This is a genomic window from Kribbella sp. NPDC048915 (assembly GCF_040649595.1).
Taxonomy (GTDB): Bacteria; Actinomycetota; Actinomycetes; order Propionibacteriales; family Kribbellaceae; genus Kribbella.
The window spans coordinates 20,430-41,383 of sequence record NZ_JBEZFT010000063.1; the positions used below are offsets into that span (position 1 = coordinate 20,430).

Annotated in this window: 18 protein-coding genes; 9 read left to right on the forward strand and 9 right to left on the reverse strand. The window is 70.3% G+C overall.

The window, feature by feature from the left end:
* Position 1: 1 nt before the first annotated feature.
* Genes AB0B82_RS26110 through AB0B82_RS26120 form a run of 3 tightly spaced genes read right to left on the reverse strand, consistent with a single transcriptional unit; the run spans position 2 to position 2,390 of the window.
* Positions 2-922, reverse strand: a complete 921-nt coding sequence (locus AB0B82_RS26110) for a universal stress protein (protein WP_360173728.1) — start codon at positions 920-922, stop codon at positions 2-4.
* On the reverse strand, positions 919-1,824 hold the full coding sequence (locus tag AB0B82_RS26115) for a universal stress protein (RefSeq protein WP_360173731.1): 906 nt from the start codon (positions 1,822-1,824) through the stop codon (positions 919-921). Before AB0B82_RS26115 ends, AB0B82_RS26110 begins: the two co-directional genes overlap by 4 nt.
* 5 nt (positions 1,825-1,829) lie before the next feature.
* Positions 1,830-2,390: a hypothetical protein gene (locus AB0B82_RS26120; RefSeq protein WP_360173734.1), complete on the reverse strand. Its 561-nt coding sequence runs from the start codon at positions 2,388-2,390 to the stop codon at positions 1,830-1,832.
* A 214-nt stretch (positions 2,391-2,604) separates the two neighbouring features.
* Between AB0B82_RS26120 and AB0B82_RS26125 the strand changes: the two genes are divergently transcribed.
* Both AB0B82_RS26125 and AB0B82_RS26130 read left to right on the forward strand, forming a co-directional pair.
* Entirely contained in the window at positions 2,605-3,513 is a 909-nt protein-coding gene (locus tag AB0B82_RS26125; RefSeq protein WP_360173737.1) for a nitroreductase family protein, read from the forward strand.
* A gap of 16 nt (positions 3,514-3,529) precedes the next feature.
* The gene (locus AB0B82_RS26130; RefSeq protein ID WP_360173740.1) at positions 3,530-4,405 is read left to right on the forward strand and encodes a universal stress protein; all 876 of its coding nucleotides are present in this window, start codon (positions 3,530-3,532) and stop codon (positions 4,403-4,405) included.
* Between the two features lie 46 nt (positions 4,406-4,451).
* Here AB0B82_RS26130 and AB0B82_RS26135 read toward each other — a convergent pair whose 3' ends face one another.
* A complete protein-coding gene (locus AB0B82_RS26135; RefSeq protein ID WP_360173743.1) occupies positions 4,452-5,501 on the reverse strand; it encodes a zinc-dependent alcohol dehydrogenase family protein in 1,050 nt (349 codons plus the stop codon).
* Between the two features lie 188 nt (positions 5,502-5,689).
* Here AB0B82_RS26135 and AB0B82_RS26140 point away from each other — a divergent pair, with 188 nt between their 5' ends.
* On the forward strand, positions 5,690-6,538 hold the full coding sequence (locus AB0B82_RS26140; protein WP_360173746.1) for a universal stress protein: 849 nt from the start codon (positions 5,690-5,692) through the stop codon (positions 6,536-6,538).
* A gap of 2 nt (positions 6,539-6,540) precedes the next feature.
* Positions 6,541-6,879 carry a hypothetical protein gene (locus tag AB0B82_RS26145; RefSeq protein WP_360173749.1) on the forward strand — a complete coding sequence of 113 codons (339 nt, stop codon included), beginning with the start codon at positions 6,541-6,543 and terminating at the stop codon, positions 6,877-6,879.
* On the opposite strand, the gene AB0B82_RS26150 is transcribed toward AB0B82_RS26145, so the two are convergent.
* Entirely contained in the window at positions 6,874-7,722 is an 849-nt protein-coding gene (locus AB0B82_RS26150; protein ID WP_360173752.1) for a universal stress protein, read from the reverse strand. The genes AB0B82_RS26145 and AB0B82_RS26150 overlap by 6 nt on opposite strands.
* Before the next feature lie 19 nt (positions 7,723-7,741).
* Entirely contained in the window at positions 7,742-8,584 is an 843-nt protein-coding gene (locus tag AB0B82_RS26155) for a universal stress protein (RefSeq protein WP_360173755.1), read from the reverse strand.
* Between the two features lie 222 nt (positions 8,585-8,806).
* On the opposite strand from AB0B82_RS26155, the gene AB0B82_RS26160 reads away from it, so the two are divergent.
* Positions 8,807-9,595 carry a sigma 54 modulation/S30EA ribosomal C-terminal domain-containing protein gene (locus AB0B82_RS26160; protein WP_360173758.1) on the forward strand — a complete coding sequence of 263 codons (789 nt, stop codon included), beginning with the start codon at positions 8,807-8,809 and terminating at the stop codon, positions 9,593-9,595.
* On the opposite strand, the gene AB0B82_RS26165 is transcribed toward AB0B82_RS26160, so the two are convergent.
* The 3 genes from AB0B82_RS26165 to AB0B82_RS26175 all read right to left on the reverse strand — a co-directional run bounded on the left by AB0B82_RS26165 (position 9,588) and on the right by AB0B82_RS26175 (position 12,870).
* Complete coding sequence (locus tag AB0B82_RS26165; RefSeq protein ID WP_360173761.1) at positions 9,588-10,544, reverse strand: PEP/pyruvate-binding domain-containing protein; 957 nt, start codon at positions 10,542-10,544, stop codon at positions 9,588-9,590. The two genes, AB0B82_RS26160 and AB0B82_RS26165, sit on opposite strands and share 8 nt — an antisense overlap.
* 36 nt (positions 10,545-10,580) lie before the next feature.
* Positions 10,581-12,125 carry a DUF4389 domain-containing protein gene (locus AB0B82_RS26170; protein ID WP_360173764.1) on the reverse strand — a complete coding sequence of 515 codons (1,545 nt, stop codon included), beginning with the start codon at positions 12,123-12,125 and terminating at the stop codon, positions 10,581-10,583.
* A 139-nt stretch (positions 12,126-12,264) separates the two neighbouring features.
* Positions 12,265-12,870: a hypothetical protein gene (locus AB0B82_RS26175; protein WP_360173767.1), complete on the reverse strand. Its 606-nt coding sequence runs from the start codon at positions 12,868-12,870 to the stop codon at positions 12,265-12,267.
* 401 nt (positions 12,871-13,271) lie between these two features.
* Here AB0B82_RS26175 and AB0B82_RS26180 point away from each other — a divergent pair, with 401 nt between their 5' ends.
* The 4 genes from AB0B82_RS26180 to AB0B82_RS26195 all read left to right on the forward strand — a co-directional run bounded on the left by AB0B82_RS26180 (position 13,272) and on the right by AB0B82_RS26195 (position 20,560).
* A complete protein-coding gene (locus AB0B82_RS26180; RefSeq protein WP_360173770.1) occupies positions 13,272-14,033 on the forward strand; it encodes a 2-oxo acid dehydrogenase subunit E2 in 762 nt (253 codons plus the stop codon).
* A complete protein-coding gene (locus tag AB0B82_RS26185; RefSeq protein ID WP_360173773.1) occupies positions 14,030-14,812 on the forward strand; it encodes a universal stress protein in 783 nt (260 codons plus the stop codon). The genes AB0B82_RS26180 and AB0B82_RS26185 overlap by 4 nt, the downstream gene beginning before the upstream one ends.
* A 36-nt stretch (positions 14,813-14,848) precedes the next feature.
* Positions 14,849-17,434 carry a cation-transporting P-type ATPase gene (locus AB0B82_RS26190; protein ID WP_360173776.1) on the forward strand — a complete coding sequence of 862 codons (2,586 nt, stop codon included), beginning with the start codon at positions 14,849-14,851 and terminating at the stop codon, positions 17,432-17,434.
* A gap of 222 nt (positions 17,435-17,656) precedes the next feature.
* Complete coding sequence (locus tag AB0B82_RS26195; RefSeq protein ID WP_360173779.1) at positions 17,657-20,560, forward strand: LuxR C-terminal-related transcriptional regulator; 2,904 nt, start codon at positions 17,657-17,659, stop codon at positions 20,558-20,560.
* The last annotated feature ends 394 nt before the right edge of the window (positions 20,561-20,954 follow it).

A 20,954-nucleotide genomic window follows, 5' to 3' on the forward strand; every position in this document is an offset into this window, starting at 1 on the left:
CTCAAGAGGTGGTTACCGCGGCGCCACCACGCCGTACCTCCGGTGCCCGCTCCCGCTCCGTTTCGGCCGGCTGATGCGGGACGATCGCGACCGGGCAGGTCATGGCGGCTGTGGAGCGGCGGGCCACCGGATCGACCGGCAGCGAGCCGCTGTGGGCGCCGACGACGACCAGGCCGACCTCGGCGCTTTCGTGGACGAGTGCGGCGGCCGGTGGGCGGCTGCTCAGGAAGCGCGTCACCTTGACGCTCGGGAAGCGGCGCGTCCACGGTCGGAGCGTCTCCGACAGCACCTGCTCCGCCCGGCTGATCCATGACGCCTCAGGGTCCTCGTCGGCAAAGGGACGCTCCGCCGGCAGGCCGGCGTGGACGACCACCAGCTCGCCTTCCCGCGCCGCGGCCTCACCGAAGGCGAACTCCAGTGCCTCGGACGACAACGCCGTACCGTCGATGCCGACGGCAACCCGACGGTCGAGCAGCGACGGCCGCCAGGACAGCGGTACGACGACCACGGGGCAACCGGCCCGCCCGGCCAGCACCAGGTTCGCCTGGGTGTGTACGAGACGCTGCGGCCCCCGGCTTCTCGACCGGGCGACCACCAGCATCCGCGCCGCGCGGGCCGCATGCGCGAGCACGCGCGACCGCGCCCCCTCCCCCGCGACTGCTGCCAACTCGAGCCCGTACCCGTGGCGATGCCGCACATGCGCCACCGCGGTACGCAACGTCGCATCGGCGACCTCGGCCGGCGGCTTCGACGTGTAGCCGGTCATCGGGTTCGCCGATCCGTGGGCCGGGTACGGCGCTACGAGGACGAGCTCTGCGCCGCTGCGCAGCGCCTCGGTGGCGGCGTAGTCCACGATTCGCAGGTTCTCCGCCGTACCGTCGACGCAGACCACGACCGGACCCTTCCGGTTCCAGGCTGTCACTTCTTCTCACCTCGCACACCAACGGGCACACGAACGGGTACGACGGCCAGCGGGCAGGTCGCGTGGTGCAACGCGCCGCGGGTCACCGACCCGAGCAGCATCGACATCAGCCGTGGACGTTGTTTGCTGCCGACAACGAGCAGCTGCGCATCGCTCTCCTCGGCCCCGGTGACCACGCCGTCCACCTCGTGACCGCGCCGTACGTCGACCTCGATCGGAGTGTCCGGGTACTTGTTCTGCCACTCGGCCGCGATGTTCTCGACCTCCTGCCGGACGCTGTCGAACCACTGCTCGCTGAGACCGGCGACGTTCATCGCGTCCCAGCTGTACATCGACGGCAGATCCCAGACGTGCAGCAGCCGCACCGGAAGCCCGTGTACGGCGGCCTCGGCGATCGCGAACTCGATCACGTCGGTGTTGTCGTCGGTCTCGTCGACTGCGGCAACCACCGGGCCGGCATGATCGGACGGCCGCCAGTGCGACGGCACGACCACGACGGGCACCAGCGCGTCCGCCGCGTAGCTGACGGCCGCCTCCGAGGTGGAGCCGATCAGCAAGCGCTTGAACGTGCCCAGTCCGCGCCGCCCGACGACGAGCATCCGGCTGCCCGCCGCCGCGTCGATCAGTTTCCGGGCGGGCGGCCCGACCATCAGGTCGACCTCGTGGTCGAGGTCGCCCGGGCTCTCGTCCAGGTACTTCTGGACGTCGTTGATCAGCTCCATCGACGCGTCGTCGACCGCGGCAGGCTCCCACCCGGGCGCGTGCCGGACGTCTTCGTCGATCACGTGCACCGCCTGAAGGGGCTCCTGCCGGAGCATCGACTCCTGCAGGGCCCACTCCAGTGCACCGGTGTCACGCCAGGAGCCGTCGACTCCCACGTAGATGACCGGTTCGGCTGTCATTCCGGTCACCGCAGCCACGGGTTCTTCTGCACCATGTCCAGGCTGCTCCACCACTTCCCCAGGCCCCAGAAGTTGCCAGCGGCAACGAGGGCGAGGACGACGAGGGTGATGGCGCCGATGATGTGGTCGTCCAGCACCGGGTTGTTCTCCGGCGGCAGGTTCGCGGACCACATCAGCACGTAGAGCAGCGACCCGGCCACGGCCGCGATCCGCATTCCGATCCCGAGGGTCAGCGCCAGACCGATGCCGGCCAGACCGACCATGAACAGCGGGGTGACCCACCAGTCACCGACCAGCGACTGGTAGAAGTCCGCGAACGGGCCGGAGGTTCCCTTGCCGAGGAATCCGGCGGTCGGGTCGCCGCCGTCGATCCAGCCCTTGCCGGCCGGAGTGGCGTAGCCGAGGCCGAACAGCTTGTCGACGAACGCCCAGAGGAAGGTCAGACCGAACGCGATCCGCAGTACCGCGAGAGCACGACCGGCGGCTGTGGTGATGATCGGGTGGCGATCACCGTCAGGCTCCATGGTGGGAGCTGGGAAGTGCCGACGATCCGGCGTGGTGGTCATGATCTCGTCCTTTCACTCGGTCCTTCGGTCGATCGATCTCGACACCTCGATCGTGCGCTGCGGCGGACGCGATCTTCAGAGCCCTTCTCACCTCAGTCGTCGGTGCCGAAGGGCCCTTTCGACCCGGGACGTATGCCGCTGCCCGCCGCGCGGCCGGGGCCTGAGGCTGGAAGAGCAGATCCGCTTGGGTGAGCGGGTCGGAACGGAACGGATCATGATCATCGAACTGACCGACGACGAGATCGGCATCCTGCTCAGTACGGCCGCCCACGTACCGGCGATGCACAACGCCCGCCCCTGCCGCTTCGAGGTCCACGGACCGGTGATCGACGCACTGGTCGATCCGGTACCCGACGAGACGCTCGCCGGGTCGTCCGTTCGCGCGACCCACCTCGGCGTCGGCGCCGCGGTCCTCAACCTCCGGGTGGCGGCCGCGATGCTCGGTCACCAGACCCACTTCGCGACGCTGCCCGATCCCGCCCGGCCCGAGATCAAGGCGCGAATCTTCCTGGCCGGCCGCGGCAGCCCGGTCGCGGAGCTCAGCCACCTGTACGGCGAGACCACCCGACGGCACCTGATCCGCGAGCAGCTCGTCGACCGCCCGATCCAACCGCGGATCCGGCGTGTACTGGACCGAGCCGCCCGGGCCGAGGAGGCGAAACTCCACTGGCTCGAGACGCCGGCGAGGTCCCGCCTGGACGCGTTGCTGCGCCAGACCACGGATGCTGACGCAGGCGGTTTCCACTCCTTCAGCACGCGAGGACCGCAGCGCAGGGCGTTCGCGGGCTACGGCTATCCGTACCGCACCGGCGACCTGCTCGATCGGACGACAGAGGACCTGACCGGCGCCGCGGTTGCCGTCCTGATCACCCGCGACGAGGACGAGGACGCCTGGATCCGGGCCGGGATGGCGCTGCAGCGCGTCCTGCTCGTCGCCACGTCGCACGGCCTCGCGGCGACGTACCTCGACCAACTGACCGAGCGCACCGAGACCCGCGCTCAGGTCCGCCGGCTCGTCGCCGGCCACTGGCCGCAGATGGTGCTGCGGATCGGCTACCCCGCGCAGTCCAACGGCCACACCGGTCGCCGGGACTGGCACGAACCCGTCGACCGGTGGTTCTAGACAAGGAGACTTTCCCATGACCACACGGCCCGCCCCGATCATCGCCGGGTACGACGGCTCGACCGGCAGCCAGGACGCCCTGCAGTGGGCGACCGCGGCCGCGGTTCGGGCGATGGCACCGTTGCTGATCGTCGAGGCGTTCGAACTCGTCATCACCACGCGCCCCACGCCCGGCCACGTCGTACCGCTCGAGGCACTCCGGATGGCACGTCAGAACGGCCTGAACGCCGTGGCCGAGAGTGTGCGCCTGCACCATCCCGAGCTCACCGTCGAGACGAAGCTGGTCGGCGGGCCCGCGGCGCGGGCGCTGCTCGAGGCGGCGGAGGACGCCCGGATGATCGTCCTGGGGTCCCGCGGCCTCGGCGGGTGGAGCGGTCTGCTGGTCGGCTCGGTCGCCGTCCAGGTGACCACGCACGCCCAGTGCCCGGTCGTCGTCGTCCCGCACGACTACCGCCGCGCCGCCCGGCCGACTCCGACGGTCGTCGTCGGTGTCGACGGCTCCAAGGCGTCCGCGCGGGCGATCGACTTCGCCTTCGACCAGGCCGAGGCATTGCACGCCGAGGTCGTCGCGGTGCACGCGTGGACGAGTCCGTACCTGACGTACGCCGACGGCGCGTCGATGCTGCAGTTCGACGAGCAGAAGATCAAGGACGAGGCGCGGCTGCTCGTCGCCGAGTCCGTGGCGGGCGCGGCGGCCGACCATCCGGACGTTCGCTGGACGACCGAACTGGCGTCCGGTTCGGCGGCGCGCGCACTGCTGCAGCGGACCGAGTCCGCGGACCTCGTCGTCGTCGGTTCGCGCGGACGCGGTGGGTTCACCGGTCTGCTGCTCGGATCCGTCGGTCAGTCCGTTCTTCACCATGCGCACTGCCCGATCGCCGTCGTACATTGAGCGATGCTAGGCCCGCGACCTGCAGTCGCGGGCCCTCGTGCGTCGCTCAGAATCCCTTCTCGCCGAACAGTGCGACCTTGAGCGCGCCCGACGTGGCCGGCGTGCCGAACACGTCGTACGCGTCCTGCATTTCGTCGAGCCCGAACCGGTGCGTGATCAGCCCGGGCAGCTGCAGCCGGCCCGCGGCGAGCATCGACAGCAGCCGCGGTGTCGAGTACGTATCGACCAGACCGGTCGTGATGGTCACGTTCTTGATCCACAGGTCTTCCAGGTGCAGCGTCACGGGCGCACCGTGTACGCCGACGTTCGCGACCGTGCCGCCCGGCCGGACCAGCCGTGCGCACAACTCGAACGTCGCCGGTACGCCGACCGCCTCGATCACCACGTCCGCGCCGAGCCCACCGGTCAGGTCGCGGATCTTCGCCTCGACGTCCTCGTCCGGCCCCAGCGCCAGGTCGGCGCCGCGGTCGAGTGCGGCCTTGCGGCGCGAGTCGGCCGCGTCCACCACCACCACGCGCGACGGGGTGAACAACTTGCTGGTCGCGATCGCCGCCAGTCCGATCGGGCCCGCACCGACGATGACAACAGTGTCGCCGGGCGCGACCTGGCCGTTCAGTACGCCGACCTCGTACGACGTCGGCAGGATGTCGGCGAGCAGTACGGCCTCCTCGTTGCCGACGTTGTCCGGCAGCTTGTACACCGAACGGTCGGCGAACGGGACCCGGACCTGCTCGGCCTGCGTACCGTCGATCAGGTGGCCGAGAATCCAGCCGCCACCGCCCAGGCACTGCCCGTAGTGACCTTGCCGGCAGTACTCGCACCGCCCGCACGCCGTGATGCACGAGATCAGCACCCGGTCCCCGACCGCCACCCCGCGAACCCCGGCACCGGTCGCGGTGATCGTGCCGACGGCCTCGTGACCGAGGATCCGCCCGGGCTCCACGGTCGGCACGTCACCCTTCAGAATGTGCAGATCGGTACCGCAGATGGTCACCGCGTCCACGCGGACGATCGCGTCCTCGGGATCGGAGATCACCGGGTCCGGCACCTCGTGCCAGCTCCGCTGCCCCGGACCGTTGTACACCAACGCCTTCATCACAACCTCCCTGAACGAGACTTCTCACCCCCGACTCTGGCCCCGCCGCCCGATCCGGGCAGCGGCCGAACAACTCCACTCCGGCGGGACCTTCGATGCCCGCCGAACAGGACCTTCCGCCCTCCCCCGGCACGCCGCCCGACGGTTCACTGGAAGTGGTGAAGTACGCCCGCCCGGAAGGAGACCTGATGACTCACGCGCCTGTCCTGGTCGGTATCGACGGCACCCGCGACGGGGAGATCGCCCTCACCTGGGCCGCGTCGTACGCCACTCTGCAGGACGCCCCGCTGCACGCCGTCTACGTCATCGACGACGACGAGCCGGGCCCGGGTGCGTCCGAGAGCGGCCATGACAGCCGCCCTGATGATGGCGCCGAGGTGCTCGACCGGACCGCCCAGGAGCTGGACCGGATCGGCTTCCCGGACGCGACGCTCGACGTGCACCACGGCCGGCCGGCACAGGTGCTCCTCGACCTGGCCGAACGATCCGCCGCGCTGGTCGTCGGGCGGCGCGGCATGGGCGGCTTCGCCGAGCTCGTCCTCGGCTCCACCTCACAGGTGTGTACGGCGCTGAGCACCGACGTCCCGTTGATCGTCGTACCGGACACGTGGGACCCGTCCGCGCCGGCGCACGGACGCATCGTGGTCGGCATCGACGGATCGATCGACGGGCAGGACGCGCTGCAGTTCGCGTTCGAACTCGCCGCCGCGACGCACTCGGGCATCCTGGGCGTCCACGCGTGCGGCTTTCGGGACGACGACCACACCCAGGCACCACCGAACAACACCTGCGACGATCTGGTGACGCAGGCGCTCGCGGGCTGGGCCGCGAAGTACCCCGACGTGCCGGTCGAAACCCGTACCGTGATCGACCATGCCGTTCCGGTGCTCGCCCGCGAGTCCGCGGACGCGGACCTGATGGTGGTCGGCGGCGTCGGCCAGACGGCCTTCTCCGAGCTCCGGCTCGGGTCGGTGGCGCGCGGGTTGCTGTTCCACTCGCAGTGCCCGGTCGCGGTCGTCCACCACCAGGAGTACTGACCGTGCCGAAGTTCCTGCGCCGGGACGTGGTCGCTTCACTGCTGGTCGGCGTACTGCTCGCGATCCAGCTGCCGTTCGTTGCGCTGGGCAACCGTGCGATGGCCTGTCTGTCCTTGCTGGCGATCGGCGGCGTGCTGGTGGTGCTGGCCGGCGTTCAGGGTCCCGACCTCGGCGGCTGGCTGACCGCCGGTCTGGGCGCCGTGTCCGCGACCACCGGCACGATCGCGATCTCGCATCCGTCGACGCTGCTCTCGACGATCTCGATCGGCAGCGTCCTCGTGCTCTGGGCGGTCAACCTGACCGGGCACCTCACGTTCCGGACGCCCGAGCCCGCATCATGACCCCTTGCGCTGCCGGACGACCGCGACCGGTGAGGCCGCGTTGGTCAGCAGGCTCTGGCTGACCGACCCCAGCAGCAGGCCCGTGACGCCGCCCCGCCCACGCGAGCCGACGACGACCAGCGACGCCGCCTCCGACTTCTCGATCAGCCGGGTCCGGGCGCGGCCCTCCACGACCAGGGCGCGGGCGCTCACCGACGGGTACTTGGCCCGGTACGGCTCGAGGCTCTCGGCGAGCCAGTTCTTCAGCAGCGCCCCGGTGCTCTCGATCGGTGCGGCGTGCTCCGCCGGTGGCTGCCAGCAGTAAATGACCTCGAGCGCTTCGCCGGTACGGGCCGCCTCATCGAAGGCGAACGCCACGGCCAGCTCGGAGTCGGGCGAACCGTCGTTCCCAACGACCACCGGTCCGGTACGGCGTTCGCCGCGTACGACGACGACCGGGCACGGAGCCTTCGCCGCGACCGACGTGGCGACCGACCCCAGCACCGCGGCGGACAGCTTGCTCCGCGCGCGCGTCCCGATGACGAGCATCTCCGCTCGGTCTGCTTCGGTCAGCAGCGCGCTGGCGGCGTCGGCGTTCGCCAGCCACCCGGAGCCCCCGTCGTAGCCGAGCCGGTCCCGGGCGTACTGCACGGCCGCGTCGAGCTCCTGCTGGAACCGGTCGAGCGGCATCGGAGGCGGGACGTAGCCCTCGAGGCCGTACGTGGGCCATCGGGTCGCCTCGTCCAGGTACGCGCGGACCACCCGGACCGGAAGGCCGCGCTCCTCGGCCGCTTCCACAGCCCAGTGCAGCGCGACCTGCGCCTCGGGCGAATCATCCACACCGACGAGGATGTGCTTGGTCATGTCCGGGATTCCTTTCAGGTCAGCGGACTACTGCGACTGGACAAGGCGGGCGGCGTAGGACGGCGCGACTGACTCCGCCGAGCAGCGAACCGCGGATCCGGCTCCGGCCGCGCGATCCGACCACCAGCAGCGCAGCGTCCCGGGACTCCTCGGCCAGGACGTTCGACGGATTGCCCTGCACCAGCTTCTCGGTCAGTTCCACCTCGGGGTGCCCGCCGGCCTCGGCCGCAGTCGCGTCGCGCAGCAGCACCGACGCGTCCTCGCCGACGAGCAGCCTCGGATCCCGGTACGCGAGCACCGCGGTCACCTCCGCGTCGGTCTGCTCGGCGAACTCCAAGCCGAACGCGAGTGCGTTGCCGCTCTCCGCGGATCCGTCCACACCGACGACGACCTGGTCACCACGGTTCGACCGCCAGCCCGCGGGTACGGCGACCACCGGTATGGACGAATGCGTGGCGAGATGCTCGAGCAGCGATCCCGGCGGAAGCTCACGCCGTTCGTTGGCGCCGAGCACCACGAGCGAGCCGCCGGCCGCCTCGCGCAGCAGCACCGGCACCGGGTGGCCGATCACGACCTCGGCGTCGATCGCCACGTCGGGATGGTCCCGCCGAACGTCCTCGCAGGACCTGTCCAGCAGCCGCTCGGCCGTCCGTCCGAGGGTGTCGGTGCCGAGTTCGATGGCCGAGCTACCACCGCCGCTGATCGCGGGCCAGGGGACGACGTGCAGCACGCGGACCATCCGCCCGAGGCGTTGCGCCGTACGCGCAGCCCAGCGCGCGGCCGCGTTGCTCGCCCTCGATCCGTCGTACCCCACCACGATCGGCCGCGCGACCGGCCGCCGTACCCTGCTGCCCCCGTCCACCCGTGCTCCTCTCGCCTCCGGAGCCACGATCCTTTCGGTCACCGTCCGCGCGCGGCCAGGGACCAACGACCCTGTTTGGGGGCCCAACGGACCTCCCTGTCCTGCGCTTCTTGTGCGACTGTGGAGGGACCGAAGGTAAGGGACAGTGCATGAAACAACAGTAGGTAACCGGCTGGTGGTGCAGAGCGACCAGTTGAGCTGACGCGCACGTCTGGGGGGACGATGAGCACAGAGAGTCACGGCGCGGTGCCGCTGCACGGGATCACCGCCATTCCGGTCCGTACGTCGGGGATCGTGCCGACCGATGCCGCCGCGGTGATCCGCGAGCACCTCGCACCGATCCTCGGGCCCTGGGCGGCCCACAGCCGGGTCCGGCTGACCCGCCTACCGGAGCCCGGCCTGCAACGGCCGCTGGTCGCACAGGTGGACGTCCAGCTGACCGCCGGCCGCCGGATCCGGGCCCAGGTCGCCGCCGCCACGATGTCCGATCTGGTCGGGCTGCTGACCACGCGCACGATCGAGCAGCTTCGGCTCTACCCGGCCGCGCTCGCCGATTGCCTCCGGCAACGGGCCGCGACGATCCTGCCGCCGTCGCCGCCCGAGCTGCTGCCGCCGTCCCGGCGCCGGGTCAGCCGCCGCAAACGCTGCCACCCGGTGGCGATGACAGCGTCCGAGGCGATCATGGTGCTGGAGGCGATGGACTACCGCTTCCACCTGTTCCGCGAGAAGTTCAGCCGCCAGGAAAGCATCGTCACCCGGCTCGGCGCCGGACGCTACCGGATCCTCCAGCCGCGCCCGAACCCGATCGGCCTCGAGGTCTCCTCACCACCGATCATCCTGGCCGAAGCAGAACGCCGTACCGTCGCCCAGGCCGTCGCCCGCCTCGATCTCACCGGCGCCCCGGTCGACATCTTCACCGAGAAGTTCTCCGGCCATCTGCACGCCCTCTACGCCCGCTACGACGGCCACTACACCCTCCTCGGCGCCGAGACTTCGCACCCGCTCAGGTGAATTGCGGTACGACGCTGGTCTGGTGCGTGAGGGTGGTACGCAGGGGTGTTTGGACCGGCCGGCTTTCCAGAATGTACAGGTGGCTGGTGACCCCGTCCTTCGACCAGTGCAGGGTCATCGGGCGCTGGAACAGTTCATCGGCCGTTGCGGACCAGTTGGCGAGTTGCCGCAGATCCTCGTCGGTGAGGACGTCGGCGGCCTGTTCCTCGGGTGTGGTCGGGACGGTGCGCGTTCCGCGTGGGCCGGCGTACACGACCTTGGCCGGTTTCGTGCCGTGGTGGCGCACGATCAGCGGCCGGTGGCCGGGGTGCACCGAGTACTGGTCGGCGCCGGCGGGCTGCTCCCCCAGGCCCCAACCGGCGTGGACGCGCACGAACGTGCTCTCACCGCGCGCGGTGCCGGACGCACCGACGTCCGCACGCACCATCGGCTGCACGATCACCGGCATCACGGCCTTGAGGTGATCCTCGCCCAACGCCTCTCGGTTGCCTACGGCAACGGCACTGAACAGGGACGCGAAGCACCGCCGGCAGGCAGCGACCACGTCGGCACCCGTCCGCAGGTTGAGGAACACCTCGCCGTCCGCCGACTCCACCGGGCTGCACCGCACCGCGACATCGGTACCTTCGCCGCCGAGCTCGTCGTACGCGGTCAGGATCGCCTCGGTGAGCGCCGGCGGTACCGGTGCGTCGCGGAACGCCGTCCGGATCTCCGCCGTCGCCACACCGAGGTCACGCCCGGCCCGGAAGCGGCGGATCGCCTGCGCGATCACCGGGCCGAGCCGGTTCTCCTGAACGAACAGACGGTACGCCGCGGCCGTGACCACGAACCCCTCCGGCACCGGCACACCCGCACCGATCAGACCGCTGAGACGCGATGCCTTCCGGCCGACCAGGTCGGCCGGGTGCGCGCCGCAGTCGTCGAGCCGAACGACGTACTCGCTGTTCATCTTTCCTCCACCACCGAGGTGTTGGTTCCTTCCCTTTCATTCCACCCGGGACAGCGGTGGTGGCTGCAGAGTCGAAGGTCCCGGCTGGGGTCGCCGGACGACCGCCAGCACCACCAGCACCAGTCCCAGCACGAACATCAGACCCGCACTCGCCAGCACCACGATCCAGGCCCAGTCCAACGCCGGCGCGGTCGCACCGACATCGCCGCGGACCGCGATGTCCGCGCTGCCGTCCGCGGCCATCACGACCAGCGTCCAGTCGCCGTCCTCGATCGGCCAGACGATCGTCTGCGCACCCGGCCCGGACGCCTGCACCCGCCAGAAATCGAGCTCGCCCGGCGGCGTCGACGGCGCGCCGCCCGAGTGGTCGACGTACGTCGTCCGGTCCGCACCGAGCGAATCGACCGTCGCGTACGCGACGCCGTCCAGGTAGTTCTGCACGTCCGCGGACGGACCCAGACCGACGAACACCGGGACGTCGTTCGTGGAGGCCACCTGCAGGCGGATGTCACCGACCCAGTCCCGCGGCAAGGTCGCGGCGCCGATGTCGATCGTGAAGTTCTCACTCGTCAGCGCGTAGCTCGTGGTACTCATCCGAACCTCGCCCGAGGTGATGAAACCGGACGAGTCCCGGCGGCCCTGGTCGAGCCACAGCAACGTTCCGCCGACAGCCAAGCCGGCCAGCGACGCCAGCGTGACGAGTACACCGACGATCAGCGCCACGATCCGGCCGCCGGTCATCCGCGGGGCGGATCCTCCTGAGTTGGGCTGTTGGCCATAGGCGCTGGGCGGGGGCGGGTTGCCTGGGTTGCGCGGTGGCGTGCCCGGGTTACCGGGGTCCTGGCGCGGTCCGTCGATAGGTGACGGCGGTGGGCCGCCGACCGGTGGGCCCGTCGGCGGTGACTGGTGCAATCGCGTCGTACTCGGGTCGTCACCACCCATGTCGAGCCGGAACGGCGGGTACTGGTCGACCATCAGGCCCGCGTACGCCGCCACGCGCAACGCCCATCGCTGCATGCCCAGGATGAGGTCGAACACCGACCGCGGATACCGTCCGGTGAACAGCAGCACGACCGCCGCCACGAGCACCAGCAGACCGACCAGGCCGCCGGCCCAGATCCACGCGCGATCATCGGCCGTCGACGCGAACCAGGTCCCGGTTCCGAGGAAGATGCCGACCACGATGTAGTGCGGGATCGCCAGCAACCACCACTTCACCAGCACCAGCCCGCGGGACAGGTGCTGCGGGTACTCCACGTCGAAGTGCGCCGGGTAACTCGGTACGTCCTGGAGCGTGAACGGCGGATACCTGTCCGTGCCCAAAGCGCCGTACGCATAGAACTCGACGCGCCACGTCCAGCGCAGCACACCGACGTTGAAGTCGAAGATCGCCCGCGGATACCGCCGCGTGAACAGGATCGCGAAGAACGCCACCAAACTCAGCACCCCGAACGCGATCCACAACACCGCGAGCACGAACAGGTGCGGAATGACCAGCACCCATTTCACCAGCCACAACCAGCGATTCAGCCGGTCGTCGAGTGCCCCGTCCACCCGGACCGGGTACGTCGTCGTACTCATCGGACCCCTCCCGTCGTTCGTCCTCCCTCCCCCAGCGTTGAGCGCCGACCGGCGGGCTGAGCAGGGCCGAAGGTCCCCCGCAAGGCACCACTTGCTCCGCTGACGCGACGCCCGGTACCGGCTCCGGTGCGTCGGAGCGCTATTTCTGGTCGGGGTGCCGACGGGGCGCGATCCGGCACCACTCGGCGTCCCAGGCGCGGAACCGGCCGCGGTCGAGTGGGACGCGGGCCAGGCGGGCCAGGCCCCAGAGCAGCAGCCACGAGCCCAGCACGGTGGAGATGCCCGCCGCCGCGCCGTACGCGGCATTGTCGGAGCGCGGAGCCGGGACGATGGCGCCGCTGCGATCGAGCCAGATGGTGAGCTCGGCACCGGCCTTGGTACCGTGTACGAAGCTCGCATACCCCTGCCGCAGCGCACCTTGCGGATCGACGTACTCGACCTTGAGCACTGTCAGCACGTCGCCGGGCACACTCGGGACTTCGTGCTCCGCACCTTCGAGGGTTCGCGCCTGGACCTGGTGCAGTTCGGCCCGCTGTCGCGCCGACGACGCCTCGAGCGAGTTCTGTACGGCGTTGCCGGTGGCCGCCCCGATCGGAATCATGAGCAGCGCAACGACCAGCGCGCACCAGAGCACTGTGGCTTCGATCCGGTCCGACCGGCGGCGCAGCGCGTTGGGGCCGATTCCCAGCCGACGCAACTGCATGAGCGCCCACAACTCCCCAGACCGTTGCTTTCCGGCGCCCATAACGACCTCCTTGCCGCTCCTTCGCGTCCTCGTGTCGCGCGGGAATCGGCCCACCGGACCCTCACCGTCTTGACGACGGCGGGTCTCGTGGCCGCTGTGGCCACCTCATGCCATCCGGTTCCGGTGAGCCGGTTACCTCCCCTGCACGATCAGAATTGCTCGTCTGCCAACCCGCGGGCAGGGCCCAAGGTCCCGATCTGCCCGGACCCAGGTCACCCGGCGTTGTGTCCGTGGGCGTGTCGTCCACAGTTACTGGACGATCGGTCGGCTTTTAGGGCCGAACGGCTATTTCGGAGGGACCAATCGGCTGATGTCCACGGCCGCCGGCCGCGCCAAGCTCGAATCGAGGACGAGTCGTCGGGAGGTGGGCCGTGGGCGCACAGGCCAGAGCGGTGCCGTGGGTGCGGCAGTTGGTCATCGACAGTGGGCGCGCAGCGCACCGACGGCACCTGATCCACGGCCTCTTCGAGACCGACGTGACTTCGGCCCGTGGTGCGCTGCGCAGGGCTCAGCAGCCGCAGTGGTTCACCGCTTTCGTGATCCACTGCGTCGCTGCGGCCGTCGCGGCGCATCCCGAGGTTCAGGCGTACCGGGACCTGCGCGGGCGTGAGGTCGTCTTCGACGAGGTGGACGTCGGCCTGCCGATCGAGATCGAGGTCGACGGGCAGCCGTTCGCGTTCACGCACGTGCTCCGCAACGCGGGCCGCCGTACGGTCGAGGACCTGCATCAGGAGATCCACGCGGTCAAGGAGGATCCGCAGCTGAGTCCGTCGGCGCGCAAAGCGCCGTGGGTGCATGTCTACCTCTTGCTGCCGGGAGTCGCGCGCGGCGCGCTGCTCGGGTCGCTGCACCGGTTTCCCCGGTGGCAGCAGGCACTGGCAGGGACTGTCGGCGTGACCGCCGTCGGCATGTTCGGCGCCGGCCCGGGCTGGGGCATCGGCTTCCAGCTGCACACGCTCAGCGTCGTGATCGGCGGGCTCGCCAAGCGGCCGATTCTCTTCCAAGGCGTTCAGGTCGAGCGCGAGTTCCTGCAGCTGACCGTCAGCGTCGATCACGACGTGGTCGACGGCGCACCGGCCGCGCGGTTCGTCGGCCGGTTCCGTGAACTGCTCGAGAGCGGCGATGGTATCGCGTCGCCGACGTCCACCAGGAGACCAGCATGAAACACCCGCCTGTCGTCGTCGGCATCGACGGCTCGCCCGCAGCGGACGTCGCGATCATGTGGGGCGCGCAGGAAGCAGCCTCACTGCGGAGCCCCCTGCACCTCGTGCACGCCGTCGAGCGCGGAAGTGCACCGTCGCAGGCCGGCGAGATCGTCTACAAGGCCGTCGCCCAGGCGCGTTCGGTGGCGCCGGGGACGCCCATCGACACGCACATCGAGAGCGGCTCGCCGTCGGCTGCGCTGGTGAAGGCGTCCGGCACCGCCGGAGAGGTGGTGATCGGCAGTCGCGGCCTCGGGGTGATGATCGGCGCGCTGGTCGGCTCCACCGGCCTCGACCTGGCCGCCAACGCGCGCTGCCCCGTGGTCGTCGTACGCCCCGATCTCGGCTCCACGACCGGCGTCCGTGTCGTCATCGGGTACGACGGATCACCGGCGAGCGACACCGCGCTGGACTTCGGGCTGGACTATGCGCGCCGCCACGACCTGGCCGTTCGCGTCGTCGCCGCGCATCCCAGCGGGACCAGCCTGCACCAGATCACCGAGGACGAACTCCGGGAGGCCGTGCACTCGCGCGACGGCCAGGACGCCGAGCTCGTGTACATCACCGGGCATCCCGCCGAGCACTTGCTGCGGCTCGCGTCCGACGCTGCGCTCATCGTGCTCGGCGCGCGTGGCCGGGGTGGCTTCGCGGGCATGCTCATCGGCTCCGTGAGCCAGACCGTCCTCCACCACGCCGACTGCCCGGTGGCGATCATCCCCGCCGCCGCGATCGGAGGCTGACATGACGCCCCGTGTGAAAGGTCGTGAAATCCACTGATGACACTGCAGCAGCTGTCGGCTCGCGGTCTCACCGCTGAACAGGCCGAGCGGAGGCTTCACGAGCACGGTCCGAACACGATCCCGGCGCCGCGACCACCGTCCACCTGGCGCCGCGTGCTGATGCAGCTGCGCGATCCGATGATCCTGCTGCTGCTGGCGGCCGCCGTTCTCACCGCGACCCTGCGCGATTTCACCGACCTGGCGATCATCATGATCGTGGTCGTCCTGAACACGACCGTCGGCGTCATCCAGGAGATCCGCGCCGAACACGCGCTGGCCGCGTTGCGTCAACTGGCCGCGCCGCACGCAACGGTACGGCGGAGCGGGCGGCCGACCGTCGTGCCCGCCGCCGAGGTGGTGCCTGACGACGTGGCGTTGCTCCAGGCGGGCGACGTCGTACCGGCCGACCTCGTGCTGTCCGATGCCGTCCGGGTGCAGGTCGACGAGTCCACGCTGACCGGTGAGTCCGTCCCGGTCGAGAAGTGCGTCGGCGACGAATTGTTCGCCGGCACGGTCGTGACACGTGGTCGCGGTGCCGGCACCGTCACTCGGACCGGCCTCAGCAGCGCGCTGGGTCAGATCGCCGCACTCCTGTCGAACCAGCGCCCCCGGCCGACACCGCTGCAACAGCGGCTGGCCGGGCTGAGCAGGACGCTCAGCATCGTGGTCGTGGCGCTGTCCGCGATCGTCGCGCTGGCCGGGCTGCTGCGCGGGTTGCCGCTGCCGAGCATGGTCGTGACCGCGGTCAGCCTCACCGTGGCCGCCGTACCCGAGTCGCTGCCCGCGGTCGTCACACTGGCACTCGCGATCGGCGCCCACCGGATGGCGAAGCGCGCGGCCGTGGTCCGCAAGCTCCCGGCCGTCGAGACCCTCGGCGCGGTCACCGTGGTCGCCACCGACAAGACCGGCACCCTCACCGAAGGCATCATGCAGGCGGAGCGTGTCTGGACCGAGTCGTCCGCCGGAACGGCAACGGGTTCCGGCTACGACCCCGCCGGCCAGCTCGAACCGCCACCCGACACCACCGTCCAGCGCCTCCTCCGCGATATTGCGCTCTGCAACGACGCGGCCCTCCGCCCGCCTGGAGCAGCCGGCGACGGCGCCGGGAACGGTGACCCAAGTGGTGTGTGGCAGCCGATCGGGGATCCGACCGAGGCCGCGCTGCTGACGCTGGCGCGCCGCGGAGGGCTGGATGCCGACGAGGTGCGGATCGCGTACCCGCGGGTGCACGAGGTGCCGTTCGACAGCTCCCGGAAACGCATGACCACCTTCCACGAACAACCCGGCCGCGACGACATCGTTGTCATCGGCAAGGGTGCGCCCGAGATCATGCTCACCCCCGACGTGACGCCGTACGGCGACATCGATCGCGCGAAGGTCGTTGCCATCGAGCTGGCGCAGGCCGGGTACCGCGTCCTCGCGGTCGCCGACGACGTCCGCCCGGCCACCGCGCCCCGTACCGAGAACGGCCTCCGGCTCGCGGGCCTGATCGCGATCACCGATCCCGTCCGGCACAACGCCGCCGACGTGGTCGCGTCGTTCGGGCAGGCCGGGGTGGACCTGCTGATGATCACCGGCGACGCCCCCGGTACGGCGCTCGCGGTCGCGGACCGGATCGGCGTCCACGACGGGACCGCGGTGACCGGCGCCGACATCGACGAGGGCAAGGACCCGACAACGGCGCACGTCTTCGTGCGCATCCGCCCCGAGCAGAAGCTCGACATCGTGCGCGCCTGGCAGGCCAAGGGGCACGTCGTCGCGATGACCGGCGACGGCGTCAACGACGCACCGGCCCTGCGCCGCGCAGACATCGGCGTCGCGATGGGCCAGGGCGGGACCGAGGTCGCGCGGCAGGCGGCCGACCTCGTTCTCACCGACGACAACCTCGGCACCGTCCGGGCCGCGATCGAGGAAGGCCGGCGGATCTACACCAACATCCGCACCTTCCTGCGGTACGCCCTGAGCGGCGGTCTCGCCGAGATCCTCGTGATGCTCATCGGCCCGCTGTTCGGCCTCGCCGTACCGCTGCTGCCCGGGCAGATCCTGTGGATCAACATGCTCACCCACGGCCTCCCCGGCGTGGCGATCGGCGCCGAACCGGCCGACCCGGAGGCGATGCGGCAACCGCCGCGTTCACCGCAGGAGCAGATCCTCGGCGCGGGCCTCTGGCAACGCATCGCCTGGACCGGCACCCTGATCGCCGCCGCCACCCTCGCCGCGGCTCTCTGGTCCCGCGCCACCGGTGCCCCCTGGCAGACTATGACCTACCTGGTCCTGGGCCTGTCGCAACTAGGCCTCGCCCTGGCGCTACGCCGCCCCAGCCCGAAGCGCACGCACCGCCTCCGCTTCCTGGACATCGCCGTTGCAGGCGCGCTGGCAGCCCTGGTCCTCCCCCTGCTGCTGTCCCCGTTGGGCGATCTTCTGGGCCTTGAAACCATCACCGCCACCGACGCGACGTACGCACTGGCCCTAGCCGCTGTGCCAGCCCTACTCACCGCCGTGACACGAGACCGCGGCGGCCACCGGCGCACAGGGCCTCCGGCTGAGCGCGTAGCACGCAGCAGGCAAGTGGTTGGTGAGTGACGGCGACCCACCGTCTCGCGGTGAACCGACTACGAACGAGTCGCCATGGCAACGAACGAGCGCATCGGCCCCGCCTGGCAAGCGTTTGCAGGCAGGTCGGCACCCGCCGGGCGGGCCCAATACCTCCCGCAATCGATCAGGAACCGTTAGTCTCGTTCGAGGGATGGGAGGCACCAAAAGAGCCATCGCCCGTGGCCGCTGACTCACGAGAGGCGGACGGCAATGCCGCAACCGGGGGAGGCAGCGCACCGGTCGGTCCGACGATCGGTACGCGCCACCGCAGGCCGAGTCCCCCGTCCCCCGCGTGCGCTGGTGCCCCGGGATCGGCTGCTTGAAGCGCTCGATCGCGGCTCTCGGTTGCCATTGACAATGGTCGTTGCCCCCGCCGGCACCGGAAAGACCGTTCTGCTCGCGGACTGGGCGACCCGCCAACCTACTCCGGTCCGCTGGATCACCGCAACGAGTGACGCCGACATCCTCGACCAGCTCTTCCAGCCCACCCCACCAAGACTCGACCAAGCCATTGGCCCGACCCGCGAGCCGGCCGGTCGACCGACCGCGGCAGCTCTTGATCAGCCGGCCGGTGAGAGTGCCGACGTCGTGACCGTTGGCACGACCAGCAGAACAGCGGCCGAGGCGGCGGTTGTGGCTGCGGCTGTGGCGGCGGCTGAGCGAGCTGTGGAGGCGGCTGTTGAGCCGGAGTTGGTGGTGATCGACGATGCGCACCTGCTGCCGCGGAGTTCTTTTGAGCGGCTGTCGGCGCTGCTGACGGACGGTGCCCGGGACGTCCGGTTGATGATCGCGAGCCGGTACGATCTGCCGCTGCCCATCGTCGAGCTCGAGTTGCGGAGTCAGGGATCGACGCTGCGGGCGCGCGACCTGCAGTTCACCCACGACGAGGCAGCGGCGCTCGTACGGGCTCACGCCGCCGGGGCGACCGAAGCCGACATCGAACTGCTGCAGCAGAAGGCAGCCGGATGGGCCGCCGCGCTCGTCCTCGGCGCGCACGCGATCGCCACATCCAGGGATGGCCCGATCCTGACCGAACGCCCGGTGCTCGACCTGCTCCTCGGCGACAGCTTCGACACCCTCGACCCGCGCACGAAGACGGTCCTGCTCTGCACCTTCGGCGAGCCCGACGTCACGTCCCGCCTCGCTACCGTGCTGAGCGGTGACAAGGACGCCGGCGCACTGCTCGCCGATCTGGCCGCGGGCGGACTGCTCGTCACCGCGTACGGTGACGAGCCCGATCCCGCGACGACGTACCGCTACCACCCGCTCCTGGTCGAGTTGCTCAGGCGACTCGTCGCCATGAACTCCGACAACGCCGACCGCGTCGTACAGGCCCACCGCCGCGCGGCCGTGTACTTCGAACACCACGGCGACCCGCCGCAGGCCCTCAAACACGCACTGGCCGCCGCTGAACCCGAGCCGGTCGCCCGGATCCTCCTGGCGCACGGCCCGGCGATCCTGATGGGCGGCGATGTCGACCTCGTGACAGCCGCGTTCGACGCACTGCCCGACGACTATGTGGAGACACACCCGCGTCTCCTCGGCGTCCGTGGCCTCCTTCGCCGCCTGACCGGTGATCTCACCGGCGCTGTCATGGACGCGGGCCGGGCCGGCGCCGCGCTGACCGCCGACGCGCCGTGCCCGGAGGAAAGTGCCCTCGAAGCCGATGTCCTGCTGCTGCGTCTGTGGCAATCCCGCTTCGGCTGGTACGACATCGCCGACGCCATCCACGCGACCAGAGCCCTGCGCGAGCGAGCCTCCCACCCGAACCACGACCGCGCGGTCATCGGCCTCGAGCGGCTCGCCTGGCTCCTGCTGGAACTCGCCGAAGCCGAGATCCTGGTCGGCGACTCCGACGAAGCCCTCGGCCATCTCGACGACGTACTGGTCACCGCCCGCATGGCCCGCCATCCACAACTGGTCGCAGCCGGGCTAGCCGACCGGGCCGTACTCGAGCTGACGCGCGCCCAAATTCGCAGCGCCGAACGCTCCGCCCACTCGGCCCTCGACGCCGCCCACGAGCACGGTCTGCCGGACGAGTACGTCGTCCGGGCGCAGCTCGTGTTAGGTCTCGCAGCCTTCAACCAGCTCGACCTGGACGAGGCCCGGCGCTGGCACGACCTCGCCGCCGGCCTCGACTCGAACGGCATCGACCCGAACGGCATCGACGTCACCGGCGCCGACACGGCGGATGCCGACCTCGTGGTGGCCGCACTCCGGGAGACGTTGCGTACGGTCACCGTGATCGAGGACGGTCAGCTCGACGACGCCCGGTTGGAGCTGGCCTCGGATCCGCCGAGTTCCGGTCCGATGCCGTCGTTCATGGTCCGCGACCTGGCCTTGCTCCGGCTGTGGGTCGCCGGACTGGTGGGTGACCGCGGCTCGGTCGCCGAACAGATCAGCGTCCTCGAATCGTCCGGATCCACCGCCGACGCCGCCCTCGCGAAGGCGGTCGACTCGATCGTGGCCGGCGACGTACACCGCACCCTCGGCGCCGTCGACGAATCGTTGACGCAGCCGGGCGGACATCCGGCGCTCGTTGCCTCGGTCAAAGCGTTCCGGACACTCCTCCTGCTGCGCATCGACGACCGCGCAGCAGCCGAGAAGGCGCTCGCCGACCTCGTCAACGACATCGCCCCTCAGCAACTGCTGCATCCGCTGGCGGCAGCGGGCCCCGACCCGGCCTTCATGGACCTGATGACCCGGTACGCCGGTACGCCCGACGCGCACCCGTTCGCCTCGTTCGCCCTCGACAAACTCACCCGCTACCACGCCCGCTGCCGCATACCGGCCGGCTACGTACCAGCCATCCCCAACTCCGGCCCCAACTCCGGCCCCAGTACGCCCGACCCCAACTCCGGCCCCAGTACGCCCGACACGCCATCCGCCCGGTCGCTGGACGCCGTCGTCAACGGGGCAACGATTCGCTTCACCGCCCGCGAAACGCAGGTCCTCGACGAACTGGCCCTCGGCAGCTCGTACGCCGAGATCGCGCAGACGCTGTACATCACCGAGAACACGGTCAAAACCCACCTGATGTCGCTCTACCGCAAACTAGGCGTAGACCGCCGCTCGGCCGCCCTACGCACCGCCCGCACCATCGGCCTCCTCTAACCCACCGCCCCACGAGCCCACCCCCCACGGCCTGTGCCGTGGTGGGCGTGAACAGGTACCGGGCCGAGCCAACCCGAAATAACCTGTTCAACGCCCCCAGCACCAGTCCACTCCCCCACCAACTGACGCCGCCTCCGCACCACCCACCCCCCACGGCCTGTGCCGTGGTGGGCGTGAACAGCTACCGGGGCGAGCCAACCCGAAATACCCTGTTCAACGCCCCCAGTTCCTGTCCCGTGCGCCGATAACTGACCGCCGCCGGACGGGCGGGCAGCTTGCCCCCTCAACTGGAGGGTTGCCCCCAATGCCGCTTAGTTAGTGGGTACGGTTTGGTGTCAAGCGGTGTGTCGGTGAACGTGAAGCAGCGGGACTCCCGGTAGGAAGCGCTTGTCCT

Coding starts and splice junctions, on each gene's coding strand:
- AB0B82_RS26140 (WP_360173746.1), top strand. CDS start 5,690: ATGACTCACGCGCCTGTCCTGGTCGGTATCGACGGCACCCGCGACGGG.
- AB0B82_RS26175 (WP_360173767.1), bottom strand. CDS start 12,870: ATGGGCGCCGGAAAGCAACGGTCTGGGGAGTTGTGGGCGCTCATGCAG.
- AB0B82_RS26160 (WP_360173758.1), top strand. CDS start 8,807: ATGAGCACAGAGAGTCACGGCGCGGTGCCGCTGCACGGGATCACCGCC.
- AB0B82_RS26135 (WP_360173743.1), bottom strand. CDS start 5,501: ATGAAGGCGTTGGTGTACAACGGTCCGGGGCAGCGGAGCTGGCACGAG.
- AB0B82_RS26165 (WP_360173761.1), bottom strand. CDS start 10,544: ATGAACAGCGAGTACGTCGTTCGGCTCGACGACTGCGGCGCGCACCCG.
- AB0B82_RS26170 (WP_360173764.1), bottom strand. CDS start 12,125: ATGAGTACGACGACGTACCCGGTCCGGGTGGACGGGGCACTCGACGAC.
- AB0B82_RS26115 (WP_360173731.1), bottom strand. CDS start 1,824: ATGACAGCCGAACCGGTCATCTACGTGGGAGTCGACGGCTCCTGGCGT.
- AB0B82_RS26150 (WP_360173752.1), bottom strand. CDS start 7,722: ATGACCAAGCACATCCTCGTCGGTGTGGATGATTCGCCCGAGGCGCAG.
- AB0B82_RS26130 (WP_360173740.1), top strand. CDS start 3,530: ATGACCACACGGCCCGCCCCGATCATCGCCGGGTACGACGGCTCGACC.
- AB0B82_RS26190 (WP_360173776.1), top strand. CDS start 14,849: ATGACACTGCAGCAGCTGTCGGCTCGCGGTCTCACCGCTGAACAGGCC.
- AB0B82_RS26195 (WP_360173779.1), top strand. CDS start 17,657: ATGCCGCAACCGGGGGAGGCAGCGCACCGGTCGGTCCGACGATCGGTA.
- AB0B82_RS26120 (WP_360173734.1), bottom strand. CDS start 2,390: ATGACCACCACGCCGGATCGTCGGCACTTCCCAGCTCCCACCATGGAG.
- AB0B82_RS26185 (WP_360173773.1), top strand. CDS start 14,030: ATGAAACACCCGCCTGTCGTCGTCGGCATCGACGGCTCGCCCGCAGCG.
- AB0B82_RS26125 (WP_360173737.1), top strand. CDS start 2,605: ATGATCATCGAACTGACCGACGACGAGATCGGCATCCTGCTCAGTACG.